Annotated in this window: 15 protein-coding genes and 1 pseudogene; 10 read left to right on the top strand and 6 right to left on the bottom strand. The window is 45.3% G+C overall.

From position 1 onward, the window contains the following. Nucleotides 1–30 precede the first annotated feature (30 nt). Entirely contained in the window at nucleotides 31–420 is a 390-nt protein-coding gene (locus H6F77_RS17505) for a hypothetical protein (protein WP_309228870.1), read from the top strand. A gap of 74 nt (nucleotides 421–494) precedes the next feature. Here H6F77_RS17505 and H6F77_RS17500 read toward each other — a convergent pair whose 3' ends face one another. Next, on the bottom strand, nucleotides 495–3,302 hold the full coding sequence (locus H6F77_RS17500) for a PAS domain S-box protein (RefSeq protein ID WP_190489824.1): 2,808 nt from the start codon (nucleotides 3,300–3,302) through the stop codon (nucleotides 495–497). A gap of 332 nt (nucleotides 3,303–3,634) precedes the next feature. Between H6F77_RS17500 and modA the strand changes: the two genes are divergently transcribed. The 4 genes from modA to nblS all read left to right on the top strand — a co-directional run bounded on the left by modA (nucleotide 3,635) and on the right by nblS (nucleotide 12,421). Continuing rightward, the gene (modA, locus tag H6F77_RS17495; RefSeq protein ID WP_190489823.1) at nucleotides 3,635–4,417 is read left to right on the top strand and encodes a molybdate ABC transporter substrate-binding protein; all 783 of its coding nucleotides are present in this window, start codon (nucleotides 3,635–3,637) and stop codon (nucleotides 4,415–4,417) included. A 172-nt stretch (nucleotides 4,418–4,589) separates the two neighbouring features. Then, entirely contained in the window at nucleotides 4,590–8,744 is a 4,155-nt protein-coding gene (locus tag H6F77_RS17490) for a DUF2157 domain-containing protein (RefSeq protein ID WP_190489822.1), read from the top strand. A gap of 222 nt (nucleotides 8,745–8,966) precedes the next feature. Next, entirely contained in the window at nucleotides 8,967–10,247 is a 1,281-nt protein-coding gene (gene purD / locus H6F77_RS17485) for a phosphoribosylamine--glycine ligase (protein WP_190489821.1), read from the top strand. Nucleotides 10,248–10,405: 158 nt separating this feature from the next. Continuing rightward, nucleotides 10,406–12,421 carry a two-component system sensor histidine kinase NblS gene (gene nblS, locus H6F77_RS17480; protein ID WP_190489820.1) on the top strand — a complete coding sequence of 672 codons (2,016 nt, stop codon included), beginning with the start codon at nucleotides 10,406–10,408 and terminating at the stop codon, nucleotides 12,419–12,421. A 111-nt stretch (nucleotides 12,422–12,532) separates the two neighbouring features. Here the strand turns inward: nblS and H6F77_RS17475 are convergent, their stop codons facing one another. Beyond that, nucleotides 12,533–13,975 carry a cryptochrome/photolyase family protein gene (locus H6F77_RS17475; RefSeq protein ID WP_190489819.1) on the bottom strand — a complete coding sequence of 481 codons (1,443 nt, stop codon included), beginning with the start codon at nucleotides 13,973–13,975 and terminating at the stop codon, nucleotides 12,533–12,535. A gap of 260 nt (nucleotides 13,976–14,235) precedes the next feature. Here H6F77_RS17475 and H6F77_RS17470 point away from each other — a divergent pair, with 260 nt between their 5' ends. Continuing rightward, entirely contained in the window at nucleotides 14,236–14,460 is a 225-nt protein-coding gene (locus H6F77_RS17470; protein WP_190489818.1) for a hypothetical protein, read from the top strand. A gap of 150 nt (nucleotides 14,461–14,610) precedes the next feature. Here H6F77_RS17470 and H6F77_RS17465 read toward each other — a convergent pair whose 3' ends face one another. The 3 genes from H6F77_RS17465 to folK form a co-directional block, all read right to left on the bottom strand. Further along, on the bottom strand, nucleotides 14,611–15,447 hold the full coding sequence (locus tag H6F77_RS17465; protein ID WP_190489817.1) for an ADP-ribosylglycohydrolase family protein: 837 nt from the start codon (nucleotides 15,445–15,447) through the stop codon (nucleotides 14,611–14,613). A 106-nt stretch (nucleotides 15,448–15,553) separates the two neighbouring features. Beyond that, a complete protein-coding gene (locus H6F77_RS17460) occupies nucleotides 15,554–16,102 on the bottom strand; it encodes an NUDIX hydrolase (RefSeq protein ID WP_190489816.1) in 549 nt (182 codons plus the stop codon). 6 nt (nucleotides 16,103–16,108) lie between these two features. Then, nucleotides 16,109–16,615 carry a 2-amino-4-hydroxy-6-hydroxymethyldihydropteridine diphosphokinase gene (gene folK, locus H6F77_RS17455; protein WP_190489815.1) on the bottom strand — a complete coding sequence of 169 codons (507 nt, stop codon included), beginning with the start codon at nucleotides 16,613–16,615 and terminating at the stop codon, nucleotides 16,109–16,111. 578 nt (nucleotides 16,616–17,193) lie between these two features. Here folK and H6F77_RS28935 point away from each other — a divergent pair. From H6F77_RS28935 to H6F77_RS17445, 3 genes are all read left to right on the top strand, one after another. Beyond that, entirely contained in the window at nucleotides 17,194–17,364 is a 171-nt protein-coding gene (locus H6F77_RS28935) for a hypothetical protein (protein WP_375335950.1), read from the top strand. Nucleotides 17,365–17,700: 336 nt separating this feature from the next. Next, entirely contained in the window at nucleotides 17,701–19,842 is a 2,142-nt protein-coding gene (locus H6F77_RS17450) for a serine/threonine-protein kinase (RefSeq protein WP_190489814.1), read from the top strand. Between the two features lie 98 nt (nucleotides 19,843–19,940). Further along, nucleotides 19,941–22,178 carry a serine/threonine-protein kinase gene (locus tag H6F77_RS17445; RefSeq protein WP_190489813.1) on the top strand — a complete coding sequence of 746 codons (2,238 nt, stop codon included), beginning with the start codon at nucleotides 19,941–19,943 and terminating at the stop codon, nucleotides 22,176–22,178. Between the two features lie 91 nt (nucleotides 22,179–22,269). Here the strand turns inward: H6F77_RS17445 and H6F77_RS17440 are convergent. Further along, a pseudogene (locus tag H6F77_RS17440) lies at nucleotides 22,270–22,824 on the bottom strand (Uma2 family endonuclease). A 100-nt stretch (nucleotides 22,825–22,924) separates the two neighbouring features. Between H6F77_RS17440 and H6F77_RS17435 the strand changes: the two are divergent. After that, nucleotides 22,925–24,088 (top strand): cysteine desulfurase family protein, encoded by a 1,164-nt coding sequence (locus H6F77_RS17435; protein ID WP_190489908.1) that lies wholly within the window; start codon nucleotides 22,925–22,927, stop codon nucleotides 24,086–24,088. Nucleotides 24,089–24,344 lie beyond the last annotated feature (256 nt).

Genomic DNA, 24,344 nt, shown 5'->3' with positions numbered 1-24,344 from the left:
GCATATATAGGATAGGCTACAAGATAACCGTTGATTCACTTCTACCGAGCCATGCCTTGTTGTCCCAAATGCCATCAACTTGTAGATGCTCAGGCTACTAGCTGTCCTCATTGTCGAAATGTTCTGAAAGCTTACGGTCATCCCGGCATTACGTTACATCGCTCTAGTGGAGATGAGTCTCTGTGCAACAGCTGTACCTACCACGAAGACGATAGCTGTACCTTTCCCAAACGCCCCTATGCCAAAGAGTGTACTCTCTACTACGACAAATCTAAGCCTCAATTAGAGGCTAACCCTCTAGACAATGTATCGTGGCATCAACGGGTTAGGCTCTGGTGTCAGAGGAATCAAGGGTTGCTAATGTTACTAGGTCTTGCGATCGCAAGTTTGATGATAACTCTAAAAGCCACATCAAAATAAACTAGCGATCGCGTTCTTTATTTGTAGTCCCCTAGTTCAATCAAGCGGCTATAAAAAATAACACCTGCATAATATTATTTATTGGATGCTTTTGTAGCACCAATTTCAGCGCCCACCGGGCGAATCGGGATTTTAATAACAAACTCCGCACCTTGGCCTGGTGCTGAAATACACTTGAGTTGACCGCCGTGTTTTTCTACCACAATTTGATAGCTGATGGATAAACCCAAGCCAGTGCCTTTACCCACAGCTTTTGTAGTAAAAAATGGGTCAAATAGGCGCGAACATACTTCAGGCGTCATTCCAGGGCCATTATCGGCAATGCTAATCGTTATAGTATTTGATTTTAAAACTTCGGTACGAATCCGAATCTGGGGATTTTGTATTGGCGAATCACCGTTCGTTTTCTCTTGCTCTAGGGCATCAATGGCATTAGTTAACAAATTCATAAACACTTGGTTGAGCTGTCCAGGGTAACACTCAACCAGAGGTAATTTACCGTATTCTTTGATTGTCTGAATTCCAGGATTATCAGGTTTTGCTTTCAGACGATTTTGCAGAATTAACAGCGTGCTATCAATTCCATCGTGAATATCTACAGCCTTCATTTCGGCTTCATCCAGCCGCGAAAAGTTTCGCAAGCTAAGGACAATAGAGCGTATGCGGTCTGCTCCTATTTTCATCGAAGCCAAGATCTTGGGTAGATCTTCGATGAGGAAATCTAGTTCAATTGCTTCTGCCTCGTCCTGAATTTCCAAAGCTGGATTGGGATAGTATTGCTGGTAGAGTTTAATTAGGCGTAGCAGATCTTGAGTGTATTCATCGGCGTGGATGAGATTGCCGTAGATGAAATTAACGGGGTTGTTAATTTCGTGGGCGACACCTGCAACCAGTTGACCGAGACTAGACATTTTCTCGGTCTGAACCAGTTGTGCTTGAGTCTTTTGTAATTCGTGCAGAGTTTGTTTTAGCTGCTGCGCTTGCTGTCGCAACTGGGCTTCTGATTGGCGCAAGTCTTCTTCCGCCTGCTTGCGTTGCGTAGCCGCCGCCACGGCATCGCTAATGTCGTTGTTGATTTCTAACATTGCGACTATCTTACCCTCTTCATCCCTTTGCAAAGTCCAGCGACTCTCAACTACGATTTGAGTACCATCACGCTTGGTATGGATCAATTCACCCTCCCATCGCCCTTCACGCAGGAATTCTGCTAAAACTTCTTCCAGGGGCTTGGGAAAGATTGTTTCCAAAAAGGTATGGACGTATTTGCCCAAAACATCTGGTTTTTTCCAACCATATAGCCGTTCTGCACCTTGATTCCAATAGGCGATCGCGTCATTGAGATCGCGAATTATAATGGCGTCCGTCGCTAACTCAAGCATTTCTATGTTCTGCCGCAAGGCTTTTTCTGCTTGCTTGCGACTGGTGATATCTTCAATCGTGCCCAGTATGCCGATTACTTTTCCCTCGCGATCGTGGATTGGCACTCGGTTGATATCTAGCCATATTTCCTTACCGCTGGGCTGAATGCTGCGTTCTATATCATGCAGTTCCGGCGTATCTGTATCCATAACTCGCAGATCGTCACAGCGATATTGATCTGCCTTTGAAGCGTGCCACAAGTCGTAGTCTGTTTTTCCCAGAATCTTCTCTGGACGGCTCAAACCAATAATTTTGCACCAATTCTTGTTACAGCCCAGATAGACACCGTTTCTATCTTTCCAAAAGATGGCTTGGGGGATGTTGTCTAGTACCAGTTGCAGTAGTTCAGCACCTTGGCGAATTTCTTCAGCCCGAACGCGATCGCTCACATTGTTGCCAAAGCCAATCACTTCTACCAAGCTGCCGTTTTGATCGTATCGGTTCTGGTGGTTCCAGGCGATTGTCAGTTTTTCTCCATTTTGTGCCGTCAAAACCATCTCGCAGTCGCGGCATTTGCCCTCTTGAATATCGCGCCATAACTGCTCAAATTGCTTGTATTCGTCCCCAGGATAAAATATTTGCCACCAGTTTTTCCCGATCAATTCTTCTGCGCGATAGCCAGTCGCTTCCTCGACAGCAGGATTGATGAAATTAGTAATGCCGTCAGGCGTTATCCCCACAATCATTGCTGGTGTCTTCTGAATAACGAACGCTGTATAATCGCGTTCTTTGCCTAGTTCCTCCTGGGCGCGGTTGCGCTCCGCGAGATGCCCAGCTATCAGCGTGTATACCCAGAATAAAATACCAAAATTTAAGGAAATTCCGCCTGAAAAAGCGATAAAAGCATTTTGTGCTTCTTTTTTTGCCTCTTCTTGCTGCTGTGTTAATAACTGCTTCTGCTCAATCTCTAATTCATAAACTAGGCGGCGGATGTCATCCATCACCTTCTTACCTTGATTAGTCTTTACTATAGAAATCGCCGCTGCTATACCATTGTTTTTTCGCAGCTCAATCGTATGCTGGAGTTCAGCCAACTTACTGCCAATCAAAAACTCTAACTTGTGGATCTTTCGCTGTTGATTGGTATTATTTGCAGTTAATTCCCTGAGTATTCTAACTTGTTCCTTAACTACTCCAGCCCCAGCCCTATAAGGTTCTAGATAATCCTCGTTTTCGGTTAAGATGTAGCCACGTTGACCAGTTTCAGCATCCTTGACGTATGAGAGGACGGTATCAAGCTGTTTAATAATGGTAAAAGTATCTTTTGACCTCTCGTTAGTCTCAACCAACCGATTTATGCTGCGGTATGCGATCGCTGCAACGCCAACCAGCAGCACGGTTGCTAACCCCAACCCCCCTGCAACCTTCAGGAAAAATAACCTGCTTACTTTCCCCGTTTGGCTTTGATGAGGGGCTGTGGGCGCAGTGGCAGCTTTGCGAACGAGCAGTGGAGCTTTGATCATGTTCTGTTTAGCCTTGACGGATGTTTCGTGGTGAGCTATATAATTAGCTGCTACCAAACCCAATAATTTACCCTTAACAGCATTTATCAGACACTACTAAATAGCCCAAAGCGCCTTTCTTATATAGTTCCCTGTCTTGAGGGCGCTCTATCTGTAATATAAACTGTTTTAACGAAATATTATTTGGCGATCGCGCACTTATTATAATTTGCCCTATTTGGCATAACCCCAAAGTATAGCCACTAAGTTGTAAAAATAAATAAAGCAATATCATCACTAAAATGAAACTACTATATTTAATTATACATTTTAATTATTATTTAATTAAAAAAATGAATATTAAACCGCTACTACCTTTAATTTGCTGCCTAACTATTATATGTTCTTTATTTGGCTGTAACCTAATAAAAACAAAAAACAACATTTTAGAAATATCGGCAGGTATTAGTTTAATAGACGTAATGCCAGAAATAGAGTCAGATTACCTAAAACAAAAGCAAAACGTTACGCTTAGTTATAACTTTGCAGGTGCTGGTACTTTAGCCAAGCAAATTGAAGAGGGAGGTGCAGCAGATATTTTCATCTCCGCAGGTAGTAAAGAAATGGATAATCTACAAGACAAAAACTTAATAACTGAAAATACGCGGACGAATATACTGAGAAATAAAATAGCCTTAATTGCGACAAAGGATTCTTCAGCTATCTTTGAGATTAAGGATTTGGTCAGCAATAAAGTAAATAAAATCGCTTTATCGGACCCAGAGAAAGCACCAGATGGCAGATATTCTAGGGAAAGTTTAATTCATTTTGGAATTTTAGATCGAATTAAAAATAAAGTTATCTTTGGTAAAGATCCTCGTGAAGTAATCAATTTAGTAGCAAATAAAAAGGCGGATGCAGGTCTTGCTTATGTAACAGATGCTATACAGTCAGAGAAAGTAAGAGTTGTGAGTGTTGTTCCGGAAAATTCCCACTCTCCGATTGTCTATTGTGTAGCTGTCTTGCAACGTAGTAAGAATGTTGCATTAGCAAAAGATTTTGTAAAGTTTCTCACCAGCGATCGCGCCAAAGCTATATTTGTTAATTATGGGTTTACTATTTTTTCAGTGGAATAAGGTAAGTTTTGTTAAAAACCTATTTTAATACTCCAACACGCATCAATATTGTAAAAGTAAGCACAGCCCAGCGAAATCGCCTTATCGTCGGGTCTTAAAGTGGCACAGCAGCATTAGCCGATACTTCATATCAAGAACACAATCTGAGTATCCATCTACTAGGTGGTTGGTGATGCCATATTCGTTTGAAAGAATAATTGAAATTTCGGTTTCTTCAACCCATCCTCAGCTATTGGAAGGGCTGGATGTATGGTTGCGTTTGGGTTTGATATCTGATGCTAAGGTTAGACAGATATGCCAAGATTGCCTAAGTTGCCCCGTCTCGATAGTTGCACCCGCGACGACGCCTGCATTATCTCCTCAAATGACGGTATCCTCTGGGTCTAATTTCCCTCACAATTCGCTGGATTTCACCGAAGATTTTGTCACAGAATCTACTCCCCCTAAACCCCCCTTATTAAAAGAACCAAGGGGTAGCGGGATGTTGCAGTCGCTAATGGCAGAATTAAGCGTCAGGTGGCTGCTATTTTTGGGCGTCTTCATGGTAGTAGTGTCCTCTGGGGTGCTAGCTGCCAGTCAATGGGAGAGGTTTCCCGCAGCCGGACAGTATGGGGTTTTGTTGGGGTATACCTTAATTTTCTGGGCGGTAAGTTTCTGGGCTGGCAAACATCAGAATTTACGCTTAACAGCACAGACATTGCAAATCGCTACGTTGCTGTTAGTGCCCGTGAATTTTTGGGCGATGGATAGCTTTGGCTTGTGGCAGAATCCTTTGGATTGGATTGTAGTAGCGATCGCTTCAATTGCCCTCACAGCTATTACATTTTTGCTATTAAAAAATCAACCTCAAACCCAACAATCTCGGTCGCTACCAGTATTGCCCTTAGTAAATATTCTGGGACTCAGTTACCTACACTGGGGCTGGAAATTATCAGGATTTCCCCTAATTGCCGTTTATTTGGGAATGGTGGGAACGTCTCTAGTCACCTTCTATCAAACTCGTTATCTAAAAAAGCAACAAAAAGACGGCGAGATTGGAATAAATTCTCGCATTAACACTAAAGCATCTCAGCAAACGCCTCTCAATCTAACAGCAACTGTAACGCTCTATGCCTTGGCGATGCTACTGGTAAGAGCGATTTTTGTTATCCGTGTAGAAATTAGCCAGCTAGGGTTAGCCCTGGGAATTTGCGGCTGGTTGGTGGCTTGGCTAGCGCAGCAAGTTTCGCCCATAGGGGCTGGGGACAGGGAAGATAATATTACTAATCTTCCCAACTCTGCGATCGCGCAATCCTCCCCAATCCCCAATCGCGAATTTCCTTGGGAAACAATAGGCGGAATATTATTACTCTTAGGTTGGCTGGTTTCAGTAGAAACTGTTCCCTGGCAAGCGATCGCAGTTAGCGTTTTAGGGTTATGGTTTTTTGCCACTCGCTTGCAGCGGTTTTGGCTTAAAGCTGATTTAGCCGCACTTTTAGCCATTGGATTGCAGATAATTTGGCTGAGTTGGCGGTTAGTTCCGCCATCCGTACAACAGGGCGCGATCGCATTTATAACTCAACTCACTAATTCCCAAGATGCCCCTTGGACTTTGCTAAGTTTGGCTTTATTTCCCTACGCGATTGTAAGTCTGGCTTTAGCACAATGGTTTTATCGTTGCTCAAAGTTTGAATTAGCCTATTGTGCCGAACAATTAACACTTGGGTTTGGGGTTGTGCTTACTTTCATCAGCTTGGCAAATCCCACAGTGCGATCGCTCAATCTAATATTTTCTACCCTAACTTTGGCGATCGTTACTCAACGCCGCACTCCCACTAGGGTTAGCCTGGTGTATCTAACTCACGTTATGGCGTTGCTAACTCTTGCTTCTGTCATTAACCGCTTCTTACCAAATCTGACTCTAGAAATTTGGGCAAGCATTTCCTTAGCTGTCATGGTGGCAGAATGGGGATTTATGTTAATACGCGAGAAACTCGTTACCCCAACAGCAACGCGAAGCACTGTTGAGTTACAAAGCGAAAGTGAGGAGTTAAATGCGGAATCTTCAACGCAACATTCAGACGCGATTCATCGCGTTTCTACTCAGCACTTCTGGCGGCGCAGTGCATGGCACATTGGTTTAGGACTAGCTGCGCTGAGTTATTCATTTTTAGCTCAGAATGTTTCCTTATCTACCAGTCAAAATTGGGGAATTATCTGGCTAATTACACCCTTGGCTTTAACTGTAGTTGCCAGTCAAAGTGGTGTAAAGCGTAGAAAACTGGCTAGCTGGCTGAGTGTCGCAGCTTTACTGATGGCACAACTGCTGACACTAACGCTACCGGGAATTAGATTAATCGGTTTAGGCGTTGCAACTGGCTTGATGTTGCTGAATACACGCTACTTGCGGAACTTGGCAGCAGCGATAATTACAGTAGGTTTTGGCTTAAGTTTCCTCGCCATACTTTTGTGGGATGGCGTGCCAGGATTGCCGCGATTGTCATTAGCTGGGTGGTTGTTGGCGGGGGCGATCGCTATCCTGACTTTATGGTTAGCTAGAAGTTTGCTAATTCGGCGCAATGGTACTTTAGCGGCAATTTACGCCTCTGCAAATGACGGGTGGGCGATCGCGCTGTGTAGTTTTGAGTTATCGATGCTGACTCTGCACTCGCTTTATGTGTACCAGGGGTTGGCTTCCCCAAGTTGGTTAACTTCGATCGCCACTGCTTTGACAATGGGCGCGATCGCTTATCGCAGTTGGCAAAAACCCAATAATTGGGCATTTTACGGGCTGGGTTTGGGGTTGGAAGTGCTGAGTGCCTTGTTGTTGGGCTTTTTTGGGCGATCGCTTATTAATTTAGCGATCGCCAACATTGCTTTAGGGTTAATGACTCAGCTTTTAGGAGAAGTTTGGCGACGAAGACATCGATTAGAAACAGAAACCATTCCCAGCAGTTGGCACGTTCTGCCGCTACTATACGGCGTGTTGGGTGGCTTGCTGCGCTGGGGGACGTTTACAAGTTGGACGGGATTGAGTTTGCTGGCGATCGCTTTAATTGTCATTGGCGTAGGGCGACGGCAGCAAGAATTTAAACCTCTAGTCTATTTAGGGCTGTTTGGAGTATCGATTTCTGCCTACGAACTACTGTTCTACCAACTAGCACAAGCATCGGGAGGAGCATATGGCGATGCATTGGTTGCTATGTCCGCGTTGGGCACTGGGATTATGTATGTATATCGCATACTATCGCCTTGGCTGATAAGCTACTTACGCCTAAGCGCCGCAGAACTTAGAGCAGTTTCTCACATTCACTGGGCTTGGAGCAGTGCTTTGTTGATGGGTGCAATATTCGCTCCCTTGGAAGCCAGCCGCCTTGTGGGATTGGCAACTGGTGTATTTTTAATCCGATATGCCATATTTCAGGGAAAGCGATCGCCGCAACATCGGGCAGAAGATAGCGCCCAACCCCCCTTAGCAAATGAGCCACATTCAGAATCTTCGTTTTTAAGGAAAGCAGGAATATCCACCGCCGAAATCTGGGTTTACCTTGGGTTGTTGGAAGTCGGTGGGATGAGGATTTATTGGCTCAATACGGCAATAGGAAAAATCTTAGCTGCCGATTTTTTGATTCCTTGGAAAGCGCCGCTTGCTTGCGTAGGAGCTTATATTCTCTACATCCTACCTTGGGAGACTTGGGGCTGGCCTAAACGACCTTGGCAGCAAGCCGCATACATTCTGCCACTGGTATTTCTATGGGAAACCAGAGAAGTTATTCCCGCGTATAGCTTGCTGATTACAGCGGGGTTCTATGCATTGCTTGCGCGTTTAGCAAGCCAAATCCGTTTTACCTATATGAGTGTGGCGCTGGTGGATTGGGCGCTCCTCCGCTGGCTTTTGGCTCTGCATATAACAGATCCTATGTGGTACATCGTGCCGCTTGGGTTATCTCTGTTATATGTTGCCCAATTCGATCCTAGTCTGAAACTAGCTAGTCAAAAGCAAACTCGCCACTACTGGCGATCGCTGGCGATGGGAGTAATTTGCGTGTCAGCATTCTTGTTCCATCAAGATACGGGAATAGAAGCAGGAGTATTTAGCCTGATAGCGATTTTTGCTGGCTTGGCTATGCGAGTGCGTGCTTTTCTTTATGTGGGCACGGCAACCTTTTTACTGAATGCCTTTTATCACCTAGTCGTGCTAATCCTCAAGCAATCCTTTTTCAAATGGGTTGTTGGTTTGTTAGTGGGCAGCTTTTTAATCTGGATTGCGGCTAACTTTGAAACACGCCGCGAACAACTTACTGCCCTGATGCGAAACTGGATCGGTGAATTACAAGAATGGGATTAATGCTTGTATCAATTGCTAATGTGGCTTTAGCAAAAACCAACCAACAACTAGGGCGTGGCATAATTAATTGCATTTGCTTTTTTGCGGAAAGCTTTAAACTTGAGGTTTATGGGTTCTTTGGTTAATGAGGACGGGTAGCTTGATTAAGCTTAGCGATCGCAAGGAGGACTGCTGGGAGGCAATGCTACAAAAAAATACATTCTTCAGGAGTACAAGGCTAAGGTGAAAGTTTTAGTTGTTGGCAACGGGGGACGCGAACACGCCCTCGCATGGAAACTGTTGCAATCTCCACAGGTTAAGCAGGTAGTATGTGTTCCGGGCAATGGTGGCACGGCTGTATTGGATCGTTGCCGGAACCACCCTTTAAGGTTGGATGATTTCTCAGGCATTGAAAAATTTACCCTCGTTCACGGCTTCAATCTAGTAGTCGTGGGGCCAGAAATGCCGCTTTCTTTAGGCATTACCGATTACCTTAAGGGCAAAAATATCAAAGTATTTGGCCCTACGAAAGCGGGAGCGCAAATTGAGTCGAGCAAGTCGTGGGCGAAGGCGTTGATGCACGAAGCTGGAATACCAACAGCACGTTCGGCAGTATTTTCAGATCCAGAGTCGGCGAAAGCGTTTGTTGTCAGTCGCGGCGCACCGATTGTTGTTAAAGCAGATGGCTTGGCATCTGGCAAGGGCGTGACGGTGGCGACAACGGTTGAAGAAGCTCAAGCTGCCATTGAATCTCTATTCCACAGCGACGTTAAGACGGTAGTGGTTGAGGAATTTTTGGCAGGGCAAGAATTATCGGTTTTAGCACTGACCGATGGCGTGACAATTTTGCCATTGCTACCTGCACAGGATCACAAGCGTATTGGTGACGGCGATACGGGAGCAAACACGGGTGGAATGGGAGCTTATGCGCCTGCGCCGATTGGTACGCCCGAGTTGATGGAGCGCATACAGCGAGAAATTTTACAGCCGACGATCGCGGCTTTAAAAGCTAAAGGTATAGACTACCGAGGCGTCCTCTACGCTGGGTTGATGATTACACCCCAAGGCGAACCCAAAGTTCTGGAATTTAACTGTAGGTTTGGAGATCCAGAAACTCAAGCTATTCTGCCTTTACTAGAAACACCTTTGGAAGACCTGCTAGTTGCTTGTACCCAGCAGAAATTAGCAGAAATGCCACCAATACGGTGGAAAGCGGGGGCATGCGTAAGTGTTGTTCTGGCATCTGGTGGATATCCGGAGAAATTTGAAAAGGGGCAAATTATCAGCGGTATCGAAGAAGCTGAAGCCTTGGATGTCCAGGTATTTCGTGCTGGGACAAAGATTAAGGAAGAACAGCTAGTGACTGACGGCGGTCGCGTTTTAGGCGTTACAGCAGTAGCGGATAATTTTGAGAGCGCGATCGCGAAAGCCTATGCAGCATGCGATCGCATTCAGTTTGAGGGTGTTTACTACAGACGGGATATTGGTTCTCGCGTCTGCGGCTCGCGCTCGACTGGAGGCTAAGGTAAAAGTAGAAAACCAAAAATAAAAAGCCAAAAGAAAGGATAAAGTATAAAGGATGGAGTCGAAGCTGAAGGAAAAATCCCCCAAGCCAAAATTACAGACTTCATACTTTTACCTTTTTACTTTTTAGTTTTTACTTTTTATCCCCTCGCCCTCCCTTGCTGGCTTTCCTAAAAAATACCCGAGAAGTTATTGCCCACTGGTGGAGTGAGTTTACCCTCCAGACCAAGCTAATGGCCGCTGCCACCCTCGTGGTTTCTTTGATTATGAGCGGCCTGACATTTTGGGCTGTGAATACGATTCAGCAGGATGCCCGACTGAATGACACTCGCTTCGGTCGCGATCTGGGTCTTCTGCTAGCGGCCAATGTCACTCCTCTAATTGCCGAGAACAAACTCAGCGAAGTCGCACGCTTTTCCCACCGCTTCTACAGCAGCACTAGCAGCGTCCGCTATATGATCTATGCGGATGCTTCTGGCAAAATTTTCTTCGGTATTCCTTTTTCTCAATCCGAGGTGCAAAACTCGCTGACGATTGAGCGGCGGATTCAGCTACCAGAGAATTACGCAGACAATTCGGAATTGCTGATGGTGCGACAGCATCTAACTCCCGATGGGGAAGTTACTGATGTTTTTGTTCCCCTGAGCCACGAGGGCAAATATCTGGGCGTGTTAGCGATTGGCATTAACGCCAATCCTACAGTTGTAGCCTCATCGAATTTGACGCGGGATGTCACTATAGCGGTTTTCATTTCGATTTGGGTGATGGTGATCTTAGGAGCAGTTTTTAACGCACTCCAAGTCACCCAACCGATTAAAGAATTGCTAGTCGGCGTCAAAAACATTGCTGCGGGAAACTTCAAGCAGCGAATCAATTTGCCCCTTGGGGGAGAATTAGGCGAACTCATCTCTAGCTTCAACGAGATGGCGGAGCGGTTGGAGAGTTATGAGGAGCAAAATATCGAGGAGCTGACAGCGGAAAAAGCCAAGCTAGAAACGTTGGTTTCTACGATTGCTGATGGAGCTGTGCTGCTGGATACGAGTTTACAGGTAATTTTAGTTAATCCGACAGCGCGGCGAATTTTTGGTTGGGATGGCGGGGTTCCCGGAGCTACGTCTGCGCCAGTGGGAGAAAATGTGTTGCATTATCTTCCAGTGACGGTACAGATGGAACTAACGCGACCGCTGTATCAAATTGCATCAGGAGATAAAGAAGGCGGGGAGTTTAGAATTACGCTGAGTTCGGTGAGCGATCGCGCTACGTCTCGCTTGGAAAATCGCACTGTCCGCATCCTCCTCACAACTGTCTTAGATCAGTACCGGGAGACTATCAAAGGAATTGCTATGACAGTTCAGGATATCACTCGCGAAGTGGAACTGAATGAGGCAAAAAGCCAGTTCATCAGCAATGTCTCCCACGAATTGAGGACGCCTCTTTTCAACATCAAATCTTTTATAGAAACTTTGCACGAATTCGGCGAAGATCTCAGCGAATCTGAACGCCGGGAGTTTCTAGAAACTGCTAATCGCGAAACCGACCGCCTGACGCGCTTGGTTAATGACGTACTGGATCTATCGAAACTCGAATCTTGCAGGATTTATCACTTTGACGCGGTAGACATCGCTCAACCTGTTGAGCAAACGCTACGCACCTACCAGTTAAACGCCAAGGATAAAGGAATCGAACTTATTCAGGAGATAGACCCAGATTTGCCAGCCGTTGTAGGCAACTACGACTTGTTACTTCAGGTGTTAGCTAATTTGGTGGGTAATGCACTGAAGTTCACTAAATCTGGTGGATGCGTGGCAATTCGTGCTTATTTGCAAGAACCAGCTCCCAACGGTCGCAACAAGACAGAGCAGGTGCGGATCGAAATTTCTGATACTGGAATTGGCATAGATCCAGAAGACCAAAAGGCAATTTTTGACCGATTCTTCCGTGTAGAAAATCGGGTTCATACTTTAGAAGGGACGGGATTGGGCCTTTCTATTGTCAGAAATATTATGGAGAAGCATCACACTAGCATCCACTTAGTCAGCGAAGTAGGCGTAGGGACGACTTTCTGGTTCGATTTGGTGGTTTTTAAAGAAGAAGGGCTACAAATTGAGCAATTGCCGCGTGTTGATGGAGCGATCGCAGGGGCAAGCAGTTCGGTAGGCGCTAGTTTGTTTTAGTTTAGATGGAGAGAGCGATCGCGTTCGATGAACTTAGTTGCGAGCGCCCCTTGCTAATTAGGTTTATCTGACAATTTTAGAGCGATCGCTAAAATTAGCGTTGTTAGTATCCTACAAAGTTTCTAACCCTTCTTTTTGCTGTTGATAGCGTTCTTTAAACAAACGTTGTTGCTTGTTGTGATCCACAATTGGGGCGGGATAACCGCAGCGATCGCGCTTATCAGATGGTATATTTCCTGTTAGCAAAGATTTTGTATCCACCGACCTCAATTCTGGAACCCAGTGGCGTATATATTCCCCCTCTGGATCGAATTTCTGCGCTTGACTTGCGGGGTTAAAAATCCTCACGGGCTTGGGGTCCATCCCACTAGAAGCACTCCACTGCCATCCGCCGTTGTTGGCTGAAAGATCCCAATCATAGAGTTTCTTAGTAAAGACTACCTCTCCCAACTTAGGATTAAGCAGCAAATCTTTAGTAAGAAAACTGGCAACAATCATGCGACAGCGGTTGTGCATCCAGGCAGTTTCATTCATCTGCCGCATCGCAGCATCCACTATAGGATATCCAGTTTTACCCTCACACCACGCTTGGAAATGTACTTCGTTTTCGTCGTAAGGAAAATTTTTGAAAGGTTCGCGGTATGCTCCCTCTGCTAATGCCGGGTAGTGATACATTGCATGTTGATAAAACTCTCGCCACGCAAGTTCTTGTTGCCAACTTCTGATGCTGAATTCTGCTTCATCGCTGCGGCTTTGTTCCATTGCCGCAATAGTAGCAGCCCAAACTTTGCGAACGCCAATCGCGCCAAATTTGAGGGCTGCGCTTAGTTGCGATGTACCATGAATTGCTGGGAAATTTCGCTGTTCTGCATATTCATTAATGGACGAAGAATAAAATTCCTCTAGCTTTTCTTGTGCGGCTTTTTCCCCTGGCGATGTCACCAATTCATTATCCCAAATGAATCCTAAATCTTTAGCTGTGGGCAATTTTCCAGCACCAGCAATTCTTGCAGCTTCTTGTTCTGCTTCATTCAAATTTTCCGCATTTTGCAGTGTTTCAGCAGGAGTTGCTTTGGGTTGACTGCTCCAATTTCTCCAAAAAGGGGAATAAACTGTGTAAGGCGCTTTAGAACCACTGCGAATTTCGTTTGGCGAATGTAATAGTTGATCCCAAAAGTTTTGGACGACAATACCTTTTTCTTTAAGGGCGGAAATGACAGAGCGATCGCGTTCTTTTGAGTAAGGCTCCACATCCCAATTCCAAAATACAGCCTTAGCGCTTAGTGCGCCTGCAAGATTTGGTATTGCTTGAACCGGATTAGCTTGCAAAATCAATAATTGACTGCCAGCTTCTGCATAGCTTTGTTGTAATTCTTGCAAGCAGCCAATCATATAAGTGATTCGTGCTGGTGCGACATCATCCCGCTCTAAAATATTAGGATCGAGGCAGAATACACCCACTACTTTGGGACTCCGGAGCCGTGCAGCAGCGAGTCCTAAGTTATCAGAGATTCGCAAATCGCGGCGATGCCAAAACAGAATTAAGTCAGACATTTAGTTAAAATTTTGGTATTTGGCTCCTTATGCCAGAATAAAACCTGGCATAAGGCTAACTAACAAGACTGTGAAGATTTTCTATCTTAGGACTTACGCAATCACCCCCTAATAGGGCAAAATTTCAGGAATCACTAGCTCCAGTAGAGATGGTTTATCTCACTATAATCTCGAACAGGCCTATACTTAGGGCTGATTTTTTACCCTATTTCCTGGACTAGACTAATACAAACGCAAGGAAGTATTGAGGATAAAAGCTAATGACTCAGAAATTCATGTTTAATCAAGTGGCTGTCTCCAAGCAAACCTCTGGTCAAGCTCAAGAAACCTCTAACAACTCCAGCCACACAGGTAGCGGGGATGCATTCTTTGATGCTGAAATAGACTATATGCTTTACCAGGCATCAAGTCTAAAAGAGTGTCGCGTTCATGAAATCAACACTCGTAGAAAATCGTCGGCTGATAGCTGGCGGCATGGTAATTAAGAATTTGTATTGATAGCTACATTCTAGACAGAACTCGAATGTATTAACAAGGGTGTTAATGCGTTGGCTGATGTAGAACACCCTCCATCTGCTTATATAAGGAAAAATATTAATGTTCCCTATTTATAGAGGGGAGCGCTGTTGTATTAGCTACACCAAAGCCATTAGCTTGTTGTCTAATTCGATAATATAATCTCTGCCATACTCACCATTTTCTAAAGTTTTGGTGAGATGCAAGGGAAGATCTTGGGCAATTTCATCGCTACAAGAGGCAGCAGCAAGAGCGATCGCCGCTACAGTATCTACATCGCCAGTATATTTGATGCAATCTTTTAGCAGTTGGCTCATAGAATTGTTGCGTTCAATAGCAGTAATTGCTGCCCTCACGCTCATCCAGCCTTTTGATTTTACTTTGCCCTGCCAAGGTTTAGACCATTCACCCGATACATGGGATTCGAGGAATTTCCCTAAGTCTCTTTTTCGTCCTAGCTGGTAAATGAAATAATGGGACATTAACGCAGCTGCGATCGCAGCATTAATTCCATCTGGCGTATTGTGCGTAATCGCCGCCTGAATTCTTGCCGCCTCGATAACTTTTTCCACAGTAGAAAACACGCCCATCGGTGCAGCACGCATAGCCGCGCCACTTTTATCGCTGGTGGGTATAATTTTTGCTAAAAAGTCATTTCCGTCGCGAATTTTTAGCAAAAAATAATAGAAACTACTGGCGTAACCTTCTCGCGGATCGCGTTTAAAAGCCGTGACGAAATTCTTAGCTAAAACTTCAGGCGTCCAGGGTTCTTGATTAACAATTGTTTCCGCGATCGCTAGACTCATTTGAGTATCATCCGTGTAGCAACCAGGCTTTATTTTATGACGGGGATGCTGCACGTATCCGCTTAAATCGTTGCTAGCGTTGATTAGCTGTGTACTAACATATTCAAAGCCAGCACCGTAAGCATCGCCAATAGCTAATTCCAGCAACATATACTTTTATTGTTTAAATACTTTTTTATTTAAACCCCGCAGATAGACGCAGATAATATCCAAGTTATGTGCGTTTATCTGCGGTTAAAAATCCAACCTTTCTGCATTAATTAAGAAAAGGGCGAGCTAGGAAAAAGCTAGAAATCGATTTAGCATCTACGGGTTCGCCAGCAAGAATTGCTTGCTCTAATTCCTGGGGAGTCATCAAAATTGTCTCAATGTCTTCATCAGCATCTTGATTGGGAGGAGTTTCCAACAACTCTAAATCTTGAGCTAAGAAAGCATAGATGAATTCATCAGAATAACCAGGAGCTAGGGCAAATTCGCCTAATTTTTGCCAACGATGAGCGCGATAGCCTGTTTCTTCTTCAATTTCGCGCTTAATTGTCTCGGCTGGATCTTCATTTGGCTCAATCGTCCCAGCGGGGAACTCCAAAAGACGCCCCTGAACTGCAAAGCGGTACTGCCTCAATAGTATCAGCTTGCCTTCTGGGGTGACGGGCACAGCTAGTGCGCCGCCTGGGTGACGGATGCATTCCCAATCGCCTTCAGCTTTGTTGGGGAGGCGGAGACGGGTGACTTCAAAGTTAAATTTGCGCCCTGCGTAGAATAGGCGTTGTTTGAGGACTTCTGGTGGTTCTTTACCTAGTGGCATGGGAAACTATAAGCGGCGGACTCCTGAACAGTCTACCGCTTGGACGAGTTGCGCGATCGCTTTCTTTGAAACTGGCTCTACCCAATCTGGCGCAATTTCAGCCAGCGGTACGAGTACAAAACCTCTTTCTGTCATGCGGGGATGAGGCAATTGAAGTACTGGGGTATCCAAAATTACATCATCAAACAGCAATATATCGATGTCCAACGTTCGCGATCCCCAGCGTTCGTGACGAACTCTACCAAATTCTGCTTCGATATTGAGTATATTTTCTAACAATTCTTGGGGCGTCAGTTCAACTTGCACTAACGCACAGGCATTAAGGTAATCGGGTTGAGGTGGCCCCACTGGTGCAGTTTGATACCAACTGGAAGTAGTTTGTAAGGTGATGCCTGGGGTGTTGTCCAGGGTTTTGAGGGCGGCTTCTAGGATGGCGCGGGAGTCGCCAAGATTACTGCCGAGAGCAAGTGCGCTTCGCGCACGTTTAGCTGACACGCAGGGTGTAGATTGCATAAGTTTCAAGCCTAATTTCAATCCCTAATAGGGATTCCTACAGCCCAACCGGGCCACGATAGACACAATACCACAATCATTGCATTTTACTGGACATTTAAAATGTTTTAGAGTTTGTGCATCAGCAATATTTCATCAACGGTGATATAAGCTATCAAATTTAACCAGAGGCAACAAAATGCCACAATACTTTTAATAGATTTTGGAGTGCTAAAATAATTTAGCCCGACAGCAGATAAGGCCTAATTACAGACTAAAGTAACAGTTGTTATTCTTCTGAATAACTATAGAGACTAAAGGGAAAAATCAGTGATGATCCAAAATTTATAGCGATATTTATGCTGGGGGTAATGATTGGCATTAAAGCTGAAAGGGCGTAGACCTTAATCACCTACAAAAAAATTAAAAATAAACGATATTTTCTGGAGTAATCAAGAACAATCCAGCTATAATTTAGCCAATATTAAAGAAATTGGTGGAAGTATCATTACAGCGATCGCTACAAAATAGTGGCAGAAATTTTATAATCACTCAACATAACACCCCGCCGCAAAAGCTAAAACCACTAGAAAAACACTATTTATAACCGTTTAGGCTTAATTAATTGCCTTACCTTCAGCCCCGCTGGGAAGACCCTGATCAGTTCTAGTATGGATGACAACACGCTCAAGATTTGGCTCACGCGATCGCGCCTGGGTTCTGGGCTAACCCTACACCAAAGACTACGCATCCGCGATATCCTACTATAGCTAGCTACTAAGTAGGCCAGCTCCCAGCCCTTACCCACCAAATAACAGCTTTTATATTTGCCAGCGTTAAACTATCAAAAGTAACATAATCTCAGGTCTGACTCTCCGCCTTTGGATCGGGCATTCAGCAGCGGCAGCTTTGCCGAGTTTGGCTGTTACATCGGTAGATACAACCACATTTGTTGTACCAGTTTCATGTCTATGCTGCGCGGGCGACCGATACGAGTTACCAAAATCAATCATACTACAAACAAAGAGTTGTTCGAGATTTATCCCCTCTGTGCCCCTCGCAGGGCAAAGGGCGGAAGAAACTAAAACTGCCACTGCATCAATGTCATGCTAGGAAAAACGCTTGGTGGTCGCTACCAAATTGTCAAACACTTGGGAGGCGGAGGCTTTGGTCAAACTTATCTTGCCTCGGATAAGCAGCTACCAGGCAACCCCCTGTGTGTCGTCAAGCTACTCTTGCCCAAGGGTACAGATGCCACGACTTTAGAGGTAGCAAGGCGCTTATTTGATAGAGAAGCGCGAACGTTGTACCAGCTAGGAAGCCACGATCAGATTCCTAGACTTTTGGCTCATTTTGAAGAAGAGCAAGAGTTCTATTTAGTTCAGGAATTTATCGAAGGTGATGAACTAAAGCTGGAATTATCTGCTGGCAATGGCTTGAGTCAGACGAAGGTAATTGACCTGTTGATGGAAATTTTAAAAATTTTAGAATTTGTACATCAGCAAGATGTCATTCACCGAGATATTAAGCCATCAAATTTAATTAGGCGTAAGCAAGACGGCAAGTTAGTTTTGATTGACTTTGGGGCAGTTAAACAAGTCAGCACGCAGACAATTAATACTGAAGGACAGACAAGTTTTACGGTTTGTATTGGGTCTCCAGGCTATATGCCCAACGAGCAACTAGGAGGCAAACCGCGATTCTGTAGTGATATTTATGCTGTGGGGATGCTGGGTATTCAAGCCCTTACTGGATTATCTCCTAACGGGCTGCCAGAAGACCCCAAAACTAGCGAAATTATATGGCGCGATCGCTTGCCTGCGGAGGCTGTTTATGCGCCGTCGCTACTAGATGTTTTAGACAAAATGGTGCGGTATGACTATCGACAACGCTACCAAACAGCGGCAGAGGCTATTGCTGCCCTTCAGTTAGTCGATGCCGAGCTGCCAACGCAAACTTTTACTATCTCAAAGGATAATATTCCTGCTCGCGCATCCGCCTCTCCTGTTTCACAAACAACCGATAAACTGCGGTCTGAAACGCTGACATTTAAGCAGCAGGCAACCGAGGCTTTTGGAGAAAATTCATCGAGACCTCAAGGAGAATTGCGGCCTGAGAACGCGCTATCTGACCAACAGACAATGTTGGAAAATGGGAATAATATACGGGAGGCGCATTCAGATTTACGCGATCGCAAGCCTAGTATTTTTAAGTTTTTCACCAAACCTCGTCGCGCGATCGCAGCGGGAGCAAGTATCGCCACTGCTTTAGCATTGGCAAGCGGAATTTATTATTTTCAAACGCTAAATCGTCCTTGGGATCGAGTAGAAAATATTTCTTTAGCCAACACCCTATCCGGGCATTTAGGTCAGGTTTATTCTCTCGCCATCAGCCCGGATGGATATACCCTCGCCAGCGGTAGTCTAGACAACACCATCAAACTTTGGAATTTGCCCAATGGCGCACCGCAGCGCACCCTAATGGGGCATTCAGATTGGGTTTATTCAGTTGCATTCAGCCCCGATGGTAAGACCCTTGCTAGTAGCAGTGCGGACGGAACCATCAAACTCTGGAATCCTAGCAGCGCAAAAGTGAGAACTACACTTGAGGGACATTCAGACTGGGTTTTTTCAGTTGCCTTTAGTCCTGATGGTAGGACTCTTGCCAGCGGTGGTAAAGACAAGACAATTAAACTGTGGGATATACGGACGGGACAACTAAAAAACACCCTGAAAGGGCATACTGACTTTGTTTCATCTGTCGCCATTACTCCAGATAGCCAGAGTCTTGTCAGCGGTAGCAAAGACAAGACAATCAAACTGTGGAATCTGGCTAGGGGACAATTGCTGCTTAGCTTGTCCGACCCCTCAAACTATCCCGTTTCCTCTGTTGCTATTAGCCCGGATGGGAATACCCTAGTTAGCAGCAGTTTCAACACAATTAGCATATGGAATTTGCGAAATTTAGTCGCAAACTGTAAGGGCGCACAAGCCTGTTTGCCTGTACGCACTCTCTCCGGTCATGTAGATGAGATTCGATCCATCACCATCAGTCCGGATGGTCATACTATAGCCAGCGGTAGTTTGGACGGGACACTTAAGCTGTGGAATCTGCAAACCGGAGAATTGAAAAGCACCATATCTAACCAGTTAGGCTTTGTTGATGCTGTCACCTTTAGCCCTGATGGTCAACTTCTCGTCAGCGCCAGTAAAGCAGATAACACGATTAAGATTTGGCGATCGCAGTAACCCAGTAAAGCAGCGATCGCTTAGTCACGCTAAAGCAATTTCTGCCTAATGCCGCTTGACAAGGCTAGACTAGCGGATAAATACACTGTATTAACGTCATGCTGGGAAAAACGCTCGGTGGTCGCTATCACATCGTCAAACACTTGGGAGGTGGAGGCTTTGGTCAAACTTACCTTGCCTCAGATCGTCAGCTACCAGGCAACCCGTTGTGCGTTGTCAAGTTACTATTGCCCCAAGCTACAGATGCGGATACTTTAGCGATCGCCCGACGTTTATTCGATCGCGAAGCACAAGTATTGTATCGCTTAGGCAAACACGAGCAAATTCCCAATCTTTTGGCTCATTTTGAGGAAGATAAAGAATTTTATCTAGTTCAAGAATTTATTGAAGGTAATGAACTTAAAGCAGAATTACCATTAGGTAAACAACTAAGCGAAGCAAAAGTTATTGCCATTTTGCTGGACATTTTAAAAGTCTTAGAGTTTGTGCATAAGCAAGATGTCATTCACCGCGATATTAAGCCATCAAATTTAATCAGACGCCAGCAAGACCGTAAAATATTTTTAATAGATTTTGGAGCCGTAAAAGAAGTTAGCGCAAGGGAAGCTAAATCTCTCGGACAAACAACTTTAACAGTTGCTATTGGTTCGCCTGGTTATATGCCCAACGAACAACTTAGCGGCAATCCCAAATTTTGTAGCGACATTTATGCAGTGGGAATGATTGGCATACAAGCGCTTACGGGGATACCTGCTAACGGGCTGCCATTCGACTCCGAAACCAGCGAATTAATGTGGCGCGATCGCGCGAATGTCAGCCAGCAGCTAGCAGATGTTTTAGACAAAATGGTGCGCTATGACTATCGTCAGCGGTATCAAACCGTAACACATACTTTGCAGGCGCTTGAGTTAGTCAATTCGCAACAGTCAACCCAGGCTTATAGTACACCCACTCATAAACTAACGCCGCCTCTAGATGACCTGACCAAACCACTATCGCCTTCTACACAGCCGCTTCAAACATCGCCATCTGTAGAACAGACAATCAGAGATATTGCTGGTTCGCAACAGCAGTACGATACCTCCGCAGCTGAGTTAATACCGTCTAATTTAACTCAACCATCCGCGAACTCTAAATTACCTGCTGAAACCGCACTATCCCACCCAACAAGCCCTAATTTTGCTGAGTCCTCTCTACCCAAGACAGGTATCGAGATTAACAACGCCGAAGGTGTTGCTAATTCTCGCAAAAAGTTACGGCGTTTGTCTGTAATTGGAACGGGTATTGCTACTGCTTTAGTTGCGATATTTGGAATTTACTACTTGCCCAAACTAAATAGTCAATCGTCGCTAACTAACTCAAATAATACATCCCAGTCATTAGGTGGGTCAAATAGTTCTTGGAATCGTGGAGAAAATATTTCTTTAGCCAAAACTTTGAGCGGTCATTCAAAGGAAGTTAATGCGATCGCTATCAGTCCTGATGGGCAGAACCTCGCTAGCGGTAGTAATGACAACACTATTAATGTTTGGAATCTCAGCACGGGACAACGGCTATTTACCCTTAAAGGGCATTCAGACTATATTTATTCCGTCGCCTTCAGCCCGGATGGACAGAAGATAGCCAGTGCCAGCGGTGATGGAACAGTTAAAATTTGGAATCTCCAAACTGGCCAACTGTTGCAAACCCTGCAATCTAATTCTGAAAACCGCGTTTTTTCTGTTGCTTTCACTCCCGATGGACAGACTCTTGTTAGTGGTAATAAGGACAAAACAATTAAGCTTTGGAATCCCAGCACGGGACAACTAAAAAATACTCTCAAAGGGCATTCAGAATTTGTTTTAACTGTTGCTGTCAGTCCTGATGGAAAGACTCTTGCCAGTAGCGGTTACGATAAGACGATCAAGGTTTGGAATTTACCCGCAGGGACGCTCATTAGTAGCGTTGCTGAACCTACAGGCAATACCATTCCTTCGCTTGCCATAAGTCCGGATGGACAGACTCTCGCTAGCAGCGATATTTATAACAAAGTTCATCTGTGGAATCTAGGGCAAATTTTGAGCGGTTGTAAAGGGGCGCAGCCGTGCAGTCCTACGCATAGTATCTCTGCCCATAAAGACTATGTTAATTTTGTTGCCTTCAGCCCAGATGGTAAGACGCTAGCTAGCGGTAGTCGGGACGAAACTATTAAGCTGTGGAAAGTGCAGACGGGAGAACTAGAAAGCAGCATTTCTAATCGTTCAGGCAATGTTAATGCTGTTACTTTCAGCCCGGATGGTAAAACCATAGTTAGTAATGGTGAGGATGGGAAAATTGAGGTGTGGCGATCGCGCTAAAAGCGATTGAGAAAAGGAGCGATCGCATATTATTAGGCTGGGTTATTCTACTTCACAAAAAATTTTTGCAACTGCGCCAGTATCAATCATCTTACTCAAATACAGGCGGCCACAGTTCAGAAATTGAGATTTCCCACCCTGGAAACAAATCAGGAATAGTAAGCTTGTCATCCGATGCCAGCGCTTCCAGTTCACCAGTGGGACGATAAACACTTACAGTTAGCTTATCTGGATCGATTAGTATGCCAACCCGCGCTTTTTCTTTCAAGAATAATTTTACTTTTTTTTTCAATGTAGAGATGCGATCGCTTTAAGATTTAATTTCCACCACCAAATCTGGAACCAGCGAGGCAAAGTAGCGCTGGCTTCGCTTTAGTCTATCTGCTGAGACAAATGAAACATCTGGTGCCCGCAAGTCTGTATTCGGCAGGATAAACCCACCGCTAGAATCAAACACCCGTCCGAGACGCCGAGGCTTAACCCAGTTACCTAGAAGTCTGATCAATTCTGCCCCAATTTCGCTCGATTCGATATCTGATGGCCCCATGACTACAATTTTTCCCTCCCGCAGTTCCAGTTGGTAGTCACGCTTATCTTCTTGCAGCTTCTCTTGCAGTCTTTCTAAATCCTGAATGCTCATAGTCATAATCCCCGTCTCCTGGCGCTTCTGAGCCTATCGTTATCGTATCTTTAATTGCTAAACCTACAATTTTGCAAGAATGGTAGGTGTAACCGCAGAGGAAAAATTGACTAACCGACCCATCTATCTCGACAACCACGCGACAACACCCCTCGACGAACGGGTGCTAGCCGCTATGCTGCCCTATTTCACAGAACATTTCGGCAACCCTGCCAGCATTAGCCACCTCTACGGCTGGGAAGCGGAGGCTGCTGTTAAGCAAGCGCGGCAGACTTTGGCAGATGCTATTAACGCCACGCCAGAGGAAATTGTCTTCACTAGCGGCGCTACTGAGGCAAACAATTTAGCTATTAAAGGTGTTGCCGAAGCCTATTTCAGCAAGGGGCGTCACATCATCACCGTGCAAACCGAGCATAACGCGGTTCTCGACCCCTGCGAGTATTTGCAGACTTTGGGCTTTGAAGTCACTTTCCTACCAGTCCAAAGTGATGGACTGATCGATTTATCTCAACTAGAGAAAGCTTTACGTGCCGATACGATTTTAGTCTCGGTGATGGCGGCTAATAACGAAATTGGGGTAATACAGCCACTAGCTGAAATTGGGGCAATGTGTCGTCAGCGTCAAGTTTTATTCCACACTGACGCCGCTCAAGCTATTGGTAAAATTCATCTGGATGTGGATGCGATGAAAATTGATCTGATGTCGCTGACTGGCCACAAAGTATATGGCCCCAAAGGCATCGGCGCACTCTACGTCCGACGGCGCAATCCTAGAGTACAGCTATCACCGCAACTGCATGGCGGTGGACACGAGCGGGGGATGCGTTCTGGTACTCTGTATCCTCCCCAAATTGTCGGCTTTGCCAAGGCGGTGGAACTAGCACTGGCTGAACGAGAATCAGAGGCTCAACGTCTGACTCAGCTAAGGCAAGAATTGTGGGAAGCTTTGAGCTGTATTGAGGGAATTCATCTCAACGGTCATCCCACACAGCGATTGCCAGGAAACCTCAATATTAGCGTTGAGGGTGTGGATGGAGCGGCGCTGTCATTGGGATTGCAGCCGATAGTCGCAGTTTCTTCCGGAGCCGCTTGCAGTTCTACCAAAACTGCTCCCTCTCACGTCCTGATGGCGCTGGGACGCTCGGAAAAGCTGGCTTATGCCTCGGTGCGGTTTGGAATCGGTAGGTACACCACGCAAGAAGAAATTAGTCAAGTAGCAAATACAGCGATCGCTACTATCCAAAGTCTCCGTCCGCAGGCTACAAACTAGAGGATTGCTATTGTGCGTTCAAGATCGCTAGTATCATGTTCGAGGCGATCGGGCAAAGGGGCGATCGCAAATTCGTCTACGAGAGTTGCATCGCCAAAATTAAATTGAACCATGTTCTTCACAAGATGTTATAGCAACCTCGATAAGCTATAAGCTTTGCTTAAAACATCTAGATGACGCTGACCGGAGCAGATGGAAATAGAATAACTGTCCTGGAAGGCTTTGTGTACTAACCCTTGAGGTTCCTGCTTAGGTT

Source organism: Microcoleus sp. FACHB-831, assembly GCF_014695585.1.
Lineage (GTDB): Bacteria > Cyanobacteriota > Cyanobacteriia > Cyanobacteriales > FACHB-T130 > FACHB-831.
Note: the sequence above shows the minus strand (reverse complement) of the source record. Positions and strands in the feature narration are given on the sequence as shown.

Excerpts from the sequence above, each read along its gene's own strand:
- H6F77_RS17470 (WP_190489818.1), top strand. The coding sequence starts at position 14,236 with ATGACTCAGAAATTCATGTTTAATCAAGTGGCTGTCTCCAAGCAAACC.
- H6F77_RS17475 (WP_190489819.1), bottom strand. The coding sequence starts at position 13,975 with ATGTCTGACTTAATTCTGTTTTGGCATCGCCGCGATTTGCGAATCTCT.
- folK (WP_190489815.1), bottom strand. The coding sequence starts at position 16,615 with ATGCAATCTACACCCTGCGTGTCAGCTAAACGTGCGCGAAGCGCACTT.
- H6F77_RS17460 (WP_190489816.1), bottom strand. The coding sequence starts at position 16,102 with ATGCCACTAGGTAAAGAACCACCAGAAGTCCTCAAACAACGCCTATTC.
- modA (WP_190489823.1), top strand. The coding sequence starts at position 3,635 with ATGAATATTAAACCGCTACTACCTTTAATTTGCTGCCTAACTATTATA.
- H6F77_RS17450 (WP_190489814.1), top strand. The coding sequence starts at position 17,701 with ATGCTAGGAAAAACGCTTGGTGGTCGCTACCAAATTGTCAAACACTTG.
- H6F77_RS17500 (WP_190489824.1), bottom strand. The coding sequence starts at position 3,302 with ATGATCAAAGCTCCACTGCTCGTTCGCAAAGCTGCCACTGCGCCCACA.
- H6F77_RS17490 (WP_190489822.1), top strand. The coding sequence starts at position 4,590 with ATGCCATATTCGTTTGAAAGAATAATTGAAATTTCGGTTTCTTCAACC.
- H6F77_RS17445 (WP_190489813.1), top strand. The coding sequence starts at position 19,941 with ATGCTGGGAAAAACGCTCGGTGGTCGCTATCACATCGTCAAACACTTG.
- H6F77_RS17465 (WP_190489817.1), bottom strand. The coding sequence starts at position 15,447 with ATGTTGCTGGAATTAGCTATTGGCGATGCTTACGGTGCTGGCTTTGAA.